Origin of the sequence: Shewanella waksmanii ATCC BAA-643, assembly GCF_000518805.1 — a bacterium.
Taxonomy (GTDB): Bacteria; Pseudomonadota; Gammaproteobacteria; order Enterobacterales; family Shewanellaceae; genus Shewanella; species Shewanella waksmanii.
In genome coordinates, this window is sequence record NZ_JAEH01000078.1 from 1 (window position 1) to 8,392 (window position 8,392).

The following is an 8,392-nucleotide window of genomic DNA, read 5'->3' on the forward strand; positions in this document are numbered from 1 at the left end:
GTGCTCCATGGGTTGCGTCCAGTCTAATCTACCATGCTTTCTTAACCATGTAAGGACCGTACTTCGACCTTGAATACCGTAGTGCTGTTGAGCTTGCTTATAGGTTAGCTCGCCTTTTTCTACTTGACTGACAACGGCTAATTTAAAGCCTAATGTGTAATCACGTTGTGTACGTTTAATGCTAATTGTGCTTGAAGGTTTCATAGATAAGTCTCCAAAGTGTCAACTTATCTCAGGACGGGACACAGATTAATACAGAAAAGCCACTGCCTAGACAGTGGCTTTTTTGTTGGCCCACCCGTGTCGATAACCCTGAAGGCTGCAGTAATAAAAAAGCCAGCTAGGATTAGCTGGCTTTCACAACCTAACATCGCTTTACACTAAATATATTCCACTTTAGTGATTTCAAAGTCATTGGTCCCACCAGGGGTCACAATCGAGATTTCATCATCTAAGTTTTTGCCGATTAACCCGCGAGCTATCGGTGAGCTAACTGACAACAAGTTTTCTTTGATGTTAGCTTCATCTTCACCGACAATGCGATAGGTCACTTCTTCATCGGTATCAATATTTAAAATAGTGACTGTTGCACCAAAAATAACTCGGCCATTGTTTTCCATCGTTGTGACATCGATGATTTGTGCGTGAGAGAGCTTACCTTCAATATCACGCACTCGTGCTTCAGCCAAGCCTTGCTCTTCACGAGCCGCATGGTATTCCGCATTCTCTTTTAAGTCACCAAGTTCACGAGCAATACCGATAGCCTCTGCAATCTGTGGTCGCTTCTCAAACTTTAAATGATCTAACTCTTTACGCAGTTGCTCTGCTCCGACAACTGTCATAGGGACTTTATTCATAGTGCTTTTTCGTCTCCGTTAAAACAAAAGCATCCTCCACCGGTAAATGTCACTTAACCAGTTGGGAACAAATAATTGGGATAACCCTATTCTATACACAGATCTTGCACTTGGCTATCTTATCACTGTGACAGCGATTGATTTTGTCGCTCAAACTAGCGCTTTGTCTTGTTTTCAATGTTAAACACGCAAAAATAGCCCATAAAAAAGGCCGCTCAACGCGGCCTTTTATCAAGACAGTTAACTTACTTAGCTACGCGTTCATGCAACTCTTGTACAGAGTTAACATTAGAACGGTCGTCTGCAGCATGCGCCATGCAAGTTGCAAATGCCGCATTTAGCGTAGTGGTGTAGTTCACTTTATAACGCAGCGCACCACGACGTAGTTGGCGTGAATCTTCAATTGCCTTACGTCCTTCAGTGGTGTTAACAATGTAGGTGTACTCACCATTCTTGATACGGTCAAGAATATGTGGGCGGCCTTCATGTACCTTGTTGACTAAACGAGGGTTAATGCCCGCTTCGCCTAGAATCACTGCAGTACCATGGGTAGCATCAATCTCATAACCTAGCTTGATTAACTTGGCAGCCAGTTCAGCTACGCGCGCTTTATCGCTATTACGCACCGATAACAGCGCTCGACCAGACTTAGGAACTTCTGAAGTCGCACCAAGCTGAGCTTTTGCATAAGCTTCAGCAAAGGTATCACCCACACCCATCACTTCACCTGTTGAACGCATTTCAGGGCCCAATAGTGGATCAACACCAGGGAACTTATTAAACGGCAACACCACCTCTTTTACAGAGTAGAAAGGCGGGATGACTTCCTGAGTAAAGTTCTGTGACTTCAAGCTTTGACCAGCCATAACTCGGGCTGCAATCTTAGCTAAAGGCACACCGGTAGCTTTTGATACGAATGGCACAGTACGCGCGGCACGCGGGTTAACTTCAATCATGTAGATTTCGTTATCTTTGACCGCAAACTGGACATTCATCAGACCAATAACACCTAGCTCCATCGCCAGCTTGCCCACTTGCTCACGCATGCGGTCTTGGATCTCTTGGCTCAAGCTGTACGGCGGTAATGAGCAACCAGAGTCACCTGAGTGAACACCTGCTTGTTCAATGTGCTCCATAATAGAGCCAACTACCACCGTTTCACCATCACAAACCGCATCGATATCGATTTCGATCGCGTTATCAAGGAAGTGGTCAAGTAGTACCGGTGATGCATTAGATACGCTAACAGCTTCATTGAAGTAGCGGCGTAGATCTTGTTCGTCGTAAACAATTTCCATCGCACGACCACCCAATACATAAGATGGACGAACCACTAATGGGTAACCAATACGCTCAGCAGAAATCACGGCACCTTCAACGGTCGTCACGGTATCGTTTTCAGGCTGTTTCATGCCTAAACGCTCAATCGCTTGCTGGAAACGCTCACGGTCTTCTGCACGGTCAATCGCATCTGGGCTAGTACCGATAATCGGTACACCAGCCGCTTCAAGGTCGCGTGCTAACTTAAGTGGAGTTTGACCACCATATTGCACGATAACGCCTTTAGGCTTCTCGATGTTAACAATCTCAAGTACATCTTCAAAGGTCACTGACTCGAAGTACAAGCGATCTGATGTGTCATAATCGGTAGAAACCGTTTCAGGGTTACAGTTAACCATGATGGTTTCAAAACCGTCTTCACGTAGTGCAAGCGCTGCATGAACACAGCAATAATCAAATTCGATACCTTGACCAATACGGTTTGGACCACCGCCCAATACCATAATTTTGTCATTGCTAGATGGGTTTGCTTCGCACTCTTCTTCATAAGTTGAGTACATATAGGCGGTATCGGTTGAGAACTCTGCCGCACAGGTATCAACACGCTTATAAACAGGGCGAATTTCATAGCGAGTACGTAGTTTACGTACTTCTGTTTCACTCACACCCGCTAGCGCAGCGAGACGTGCATCAGCAAATCCTTTACGTTTTAGCTGGCGTAAAGTGTCTTCATTCAAACCTGCAAGGCCATTCTCAGCAACTTGTGCTTCACTCTTAAGCAAATCTTCAAGTTGAACCAAGAACCAAGGGTCAATATTTGTCAGTGCGAATACATCATCAATTGATAAACCGGCACGGAATGCATCAGCAATATACCAAATACGGTCAGCACCTGGCTCTTTGAGCTCATGACGGATACGTGATAGGGCTTCTGCATCAGCGAGGTCGATATGCGGGCATAAACCATGCTTGCCCACTTCTAGACCGCGAAGTGCTTTTTGTAGTGACTCTTGGAAAGTACGGCCAATCGCCATTACTTCACCCACAGACTTCATCTGTGTGGTTAAACGGTCGTTAGCACCAGCAAACTTTTCAAAGTTAAAGCGTGGCACCTTTGTAACAACGTAATCGATAGCAGGCTCAAATGAAGCCGGTGTCGCACCGCCAGTAATATCGTTGCTCAGCTCATCAAGGGTAAAGCCCACTGCCAACTTAGCGGCGATTTTTGCAATCGGGAAACCGGTAGCTTTAGATGCCAATGCTGAAGAGCGAGACACACGTGGGTTCATCTCGATGATGACCATACGACCATCTTTTGGATTGATACCAAACTGTACGTTTGAACCACCTGTTTCAACACCAATTTCACGCAATACAGCAAGCGATGCATTACGCATCAACTGGTATTCTTTATCGGTTAGGGTTTGCGCTGGTGCAACAGTAATAGAGTCACCGGTGTGTACACCCATAGGGTCGAAGTTCTCAATTGAACACACGATAATACAGTTATCGTTGCGGTCACGAACCACTTCCATTTCATATTCTTTCCAACCAATTAGCGACTCATCAATCAGTAGCTCATTAGTTGGCGACAATTCAAGACCTTGAGAACAGATGTCTTCAAACTCTTCTTTGTTGTAAGCGATACCACCGCCACTACCACCCATGGTGAATGATGGGCGAATAATACATGGGAAGCCTACTTGATCAAGTACGCCATATGCGTCTTCCATCGAGTGGGCAATACCCGCACGTGGACACTCAAGACCAATCGACTTCATCGCTTTATCGAAGCGGCTACGATCTTCTGCTTTATCAATCGCGTCAGCAGTCGCACCAATCATATCGACATTAAACTCTTTTAGTACACCACGGCTTTCAAGCTCTAGGGCACAGTTCAATGCGGTTTGGCCACCCATTGTAGGAAGAATCGCGTCAGGGCGCTCTTTCTTAATAATATTACGTACCACTTCCCAATGGATCGGCTCGATGTAGGTAGCATCAGCCATTTCAGGGTCGGTCATAATGGTTGCAGGGTTAGAGTTAACTAGAATAACTCGATAACCTTCTTCGCGTAGCGCTTTACAGGCTTGCGCGCCAGAGTAGTCAAACTCACAGGCTTGACCAATCACAATTGGTCCAGCACCTAGGATAAGAATACTCTTTATATCAGTACGTTTTGGCATTGCTTCAATCTTCTCCCGGATGAGGTAACTACTTAGCGTTCTTACGATACAACTCAATCAACTCGATAAAGTGATTGAATAACGGCGCAGCATCGTGTGGTCCAGGGCTCGCTTCAGGGTGACCTTGGAAACTAAATGCTGGCTTATCAGTAAGGTGAATACCTTGCAACGAACCATCAAATAAAGACTTGTGAGTCACTTTGATGTTCTCTGGTAACGTTGCTTCATCCGCAGCAAAACCGTGGTTTTGGCTGGTGATCATCACATTACCTTGCTCGATGTTGCTCACTGGGTGGTTAGCACCATGGTGACCGAATTTCATCTTCAAGGTTTTCGCCCCAGATGCTAATGCGAGTAACTGGTGACCTAGACAGATACCAAAAACAGGAATATCTGTTTTTAAAATTTCTTGAATTGCCGCTATTGCGTAGTCACATGGCTCTGGATCCCCAGGACCATTAGATAGGAAGATCCCGTCAGGGTTCATCGCTAATACTTCGCTTGCAGGGGTCTTGGCGGGTACAACTGTCACATCACAACCACGGTCAACAAGCATGCGTAGAATGTTACGCTTCACGCCGTAGTCATAAGCGACAACTTTATATTTTAATTCAGCTTCAGGGGTGTCAGAAGGTAAACCACCCACTAAACGCCAGCTACCACTGCGCCATGCATAACGCTCTTGGGTAGTCACTTCTTTGGCTAAGTCCATGCCTTTAAGACCAGGGAACGCTTTTGCAGCTGCAAGCGCTTTGGCTTCATCCGCTTCACCCACTAAAATACAACCCGCTTGCGCGCCTTTTTCACGTAAAATACGTGTCAGTTTGCGGGTATCGATATCAGCTATACCTACTACATTATTTGCAGTTAAGTATTCGCTTAGCGATTGTTGATTACGGAAGTTGCTCGCAATTAGCGGCAAATCACGAATAATCAGGCCACAAGCATGAACAGACGAAGATTCAGTATCTTCTTCGTTGGTGCCAGTGTTACCAATGTGTGGGTAGGTGAGTGTTACCATTTGACGAGCATACGATGGATCAGTCAAAATTTCTTGGTAACCAGTCATTGAAGTGTTAAAAACCACTTCACCAACAGACATCCCTTCGGCACCAATTGCAGTGCCAGAAAAAACGGTTCCATCTTCAAGTACGAGTAAGGCAGACTTTGTCAACGCGACCTCCGGAAAGAGCCAAGCCATTGAAATTCAATGTTTATTGTGTTTTGTTAAAATACCAACTTTCGCTAAAATACGAAATTTTGACAAATTCCGCCGATTTTATATGTTTAGCTGGTAACCGTCTATAGTGATATTGTACTTCTGAGCAAAAAAATTTACTCAAAAAAAAACGCCTAATAGGCGTTTTTTATAAATTTTATTTCAAACCAAGGACTTGCTGCATATCGTACAATCCAGGGTGTTGATCGCCTAACCAGAAGGCTGCACGCATTGCACCATTGGCAAAGGTCATACGGCTTGACGCTTTATGGGTAATTTCTAAACGTTCACCGATATCAGCGAACATCGCTGTATGATCACCGACAATATCACCCGCTCTGACTGTGGCAAAACCAATGGTTTCACGCGAGCGTTCTTCAGTAATACCTTCTCGGCCATATACTGCGCACTTTTCTAGATCACGGCCCAATGTCTCGGCTATCACCTCACCCATTTTTAGTGCGGTTCCAGAAGGAGCATCTTTCTTATGGCGGTGGTGACCTTCAATGATCTCAATATCGGTGTAATCACCCATCACTTCAGCAGCGAGTTCGAGTAATTTCCACATCAAGTTGACGCCTACCGACATGTTAGGTGCCATGACAATTGGAGTTTGCTCACTATATGCGGCAATCTGCTCTTTTTGAGCATGATTGAAACCCGTAGTACCAATGACAATAGCTTTGCCATTGCGCGCACACCAATCTGTATGCTTAACACTGGCTTCAGGAGAAGTGAAATCAATCAGAATATCGAAATCATCAACCACTAAATCAAGGGAGTCAGTAATAGATACGTTCATTGCACCTACACCAGCCAGCTCACCGGCATCTACACCGATAAGCGTCGAACCTGCTCGTTCAATTGCAGCGCCTAAATAGATATTGCTGCTCATTTTGGCTGATTCAATAAGAGTGCGGCCCATTCGACCACTGCCACCAGTAATAGCCACTCTTACTTGCTCACTCATTGATTTCTCCCTCATTACTTAGCTTGTCGTGATGGGCTCCCTAAGCGGGCTAACCATCACTTTTCATTGTTTACAAAAAAATGCCCGAGCTATTAGCTCAGGCATCTTAATTAGATAATATCTAATAATTCGACTTCAAATACTAACGCCGAATATGGTGGGATAGAAGCACCAGCGCCACGCTCACCGTAAGCTAGGTGATGTGGTACGTATAGCTTCCACTTAGAACCAACAGGCATAAGTTGCAGTGCTTCAGTCCAACCAGCGATTACACCGTTAACTGGGAATTCAGCAGGCTGATCACGTAGCACAGAGCTATCAAATACGTCACCACTGATAAATGTACCGTGGTAATGTGTACGTACCGTTGATTCTGCGTTTGGCTTATCACCATTACCTTCGGTAATGATTTCATATTGTAGGCCAGACTCTAGAGTCACAACGCCATCACGTTGCTTGTTTTCCGCTAGGAAAGTTTCACCTTCAGCAGAGGCAGCAGCAGCCGCTTCTTCTTGCACTTTCTGGATGCGCTGGCTGATTTCAGTGAATGCAGTTTGAAGATCTTGCATAGCAACTTGGCTTTCTTTACCTTCAAATGCATCTGATAGGCCCAGCTGTACAGCTGAAATATCAATACCTTCAAAAGAGTTAGCAGCTAATTGCTCACCTAGTTGACGACCAACGCCATAGCTCGCTTGCTGTTCAATAGTGGTGAACTTCTCAGACATAATGTTAATACTCTTCTACTCAATGAATTTTCGCGCCGAATTTTATCACATCTACAGAAAAAATCCCCGTTAAATCCATTCATTGACAGCGATTTTTTACCTGAGCCCGACTGGCTTGATATAGCGGTTGCACTTTTGCCTGCATTTTTTGCAGATCATCAATGCGGTGTCCGTGAGATGGATGAGTCGATAATAACTCGGGGCCCTGCTCGCCACCGACTTTAGCCATGTTTTGCCATAGCTGCATACTTTGGGCCGGATCAAAACCGGCACGGGCCATTAGCTCAACCCCCATCACATCCGCTTCACTCTCTTGGTCGCGGCCAAAAGGCAAGATATAGCCGACTTGAGCACCAAGCCCCAATGCTGCCATGTATAACTCTTTGTTATTAACACCGCCCATACCTAAGGCTGCATCGGCCAATTGCATGCCCATTCCCGTCATCCGCGCTCGGGAAACTTGCTCATTGCTGTGATGCGCCAACACATGGGCCACTTCATGGCCCATAACGGTCGCCAGTTGATGTTCGTTTTCAGCCACATTAAGTAAGCCGGTATACACACCAATATGGCCACCTGGCAATGCAAAGGCGTTCACCTGGTCAGAATCAAATACCACCACTTCCCATTTAGCCGATTTATCGGGAAGAATACTGGTTATCCGCTCAGCAACGCACTCAACGTAAGCATTAACCTGTTTATCTTTTGATAGTGGTTGTTGCTGCTTCATTTCGTTAAAGGAGGCTTCGCCCATGCTATCCATTTGTGCCGGTGAAAACAGCAATGTTTGCCCACGACCTGTCGGCGACTGATGTGTAGCACAGGCTGACAATAGTCCCGCGACTAAAACACTGACCATATATTTTTTCATCAATTCGACTTCCTTTATTCCTTGAACTGATTGTGACTGGCAAACTAATCGCGCTCGATTTTCATGCCAGTATAGGTGGGTGATTCAACTACCTATTTTTAGCACTTATCTTTACAGGTGTCACATCAAAGCTAATACCAATCAGTATAAGAATTTGATCTACTCAGCGCGCTTTTGGCAAACTAATTCAAGGCGAATAACTGAAACAATGGTTGCTCCCTTGTGAGGTTATTCAACGCAGAAGTAGGTAGCCAAAAACGCGCCAGAATGGCGAGTTTTA

General features: G+C 45.3%; 7 protein-coding genes. All 7 read right to left on the reverse strand.

Going from position 1 to position 8,392, the window contains the following annotated elements:
* A partial coding sequence (locus tag L865_RS0119720; protein WP_028774807.1) for a helix-turn-helix domain-containing protein occupies positions 1-204 on the reverse strand: 204 nt, incomplete at its 3' end.
* A gap of 176 nt (positions 205-380) precedes the next feature.
* The gene (gene greA / locus L865_RS0119725) at positions 381-857 is read right to left on the reverse strand and encodes a transcription elongation factor GreA (RefSeq protein WP_028774808.1); all 477 of its coding nucleotides are present in this window, start codon (positions 855-857) and stop codon (positions 381-383) included.
* A gap of 245 nt (positions 858-1,102) precedes the next feature.
* Complete coding sequence (gene carB / locus L865_RS0119730) at positions 1,103-4,324, reverse strand: carbamoyl-phosphate synthase large subunit (RefSeq protein ID WP_028774809.1); 3,222 nt, start codon at positions 4,322-4,324, stop codon at positions 1,103-1,105.
* 28 nt (positions 4,325-4,352) lie between these two features.
* Positions 4,353-5,525, reverse strand: a complete 1,173-nt coding sequence (carA, locus tag L865_RS0119735) for a glutamine-hydrolyzing carbamoyl-phosphate synthase small subunit (protein WP_157577674.1) — start codon at positions 5,523-5,525, stop codon at positions 4,353-4,355.
* Positions 5,526-5,700: 175 nt separating this feature from the next.
* Positions 5,701-6,513: a 4-hydroxy-tetrahydrodipicolinate reductase gene (gene dapB, locus L865_RS0119740; protein ID WP_028774811.1), complete on the reverse strand. Its 813-nt coding sequence runs from the start codon at positions 6,511-6,513 to the stop codon at positions 5,701-5,703.
* A 110-nt stretch (positions 6,514-6,623) separates the two neighbouring features.
* Positions 6,624-7,241 (reverse strand): BamJ family beta-barrel-assembly machinery protein, encoded by a 618-nt coding sequence (gene bamJ, locus L865_RS0119745; protein ID WP_028774812.1) that lies wholly within the window; start codon positions 7,239-7,241, stop codon positions 6,624-6,626.
* 79 nt (positions 7,242-7,320) lie between these two features.
* Positions 7,321-8,112 (reverse strand): M48 family metallopeptidase, encoded by a 792-nt coding sequence (locus L865_RS0119750; protein WP_028774813.1) that lies wholly within the window; start codon positions 8,110-8,112, stop codon positions 7,321-7,323.
* Between the last annotated feature and the right edge of the window lie 280 nt (positions 8,113-8,392).